This is a genomic window from Kineococcus vitellinus (genome assembly GCF_009906315.1).
Taxonomy (GTDB): Bacteria; Actinomycetota; Actinomycetes; order Actinomycetales; family Kineococcaceae; genus Kineococcus; species Kineococcus vitellinus.
Map to the genome: position 1 here is coordinate 1 of NZ_JAAALL010000638.1, position 562 is coordinate 562.

Consider the following 562-nt stretch of genomic DNA (forward strand, 5'->3'; position numbering starts at 1 on the left):
GCGCAGCACCGTGCCGCTGGTCGCCGAGGCCGGCGACTGGAGCCACGGCGTCTTCATGGGCGCCTCGATCTCCAGCGAGCAGACCGCCGCCGCCGAGGGGGCGGTCGGGCAGCTGCGCCACGACCCGTTCGCGATGCTGCCCTTCACCGGCTACGACATGGCCGACTACTTCGCGCACTGGCTGTCGATGCGCGAGCGCGTGGAGCACCTGCCCCGCGTCTACAGCGTCAACTGGTTCCGCCGGGGCGAGGACGGGCGGTTCCTGTGGCCGGGGTTCGGGGAGAACTCCCGCGTCCTGGAGTGGATCTGCCGGCGGCTGGAGGGCAGCGCCGGCGCCCGCCACACCCCCGTGGGCTGGGTGCCCGCCCCCGGCGAGCTGGACGTGGCGGGCCTGGACGTCCCCCCGGCCGCCCTGGAGGAGCTGTTCCCCGTCGACCCCGCCGCGTGGCTGGCCGAGGCCGACGCGCTGCAGGGGTGGTTCGCCCGCTTCGGCTCCCGCCTGCCCGCCGACCTGGAGGGGCACCTGGAGCTGCTGCGCTGGCGGCTGTCCCCGCTGGTGGAG

1 protein-coding gene is annotated in these 562 nt (G+C 75.6%); it reads left to right on the forward strand.

Features of this window, described 5'->3' with window-relative positions; translation table 11 throughout:
• Positions 1-562 (forward strand): phosphoenolpyruvate carboxykinase domain-containing protein (locus GTQ99_RS23870; protein ID WP_166618098.1); only part of this gene is annotated, 562 nt, incomplete at both ends.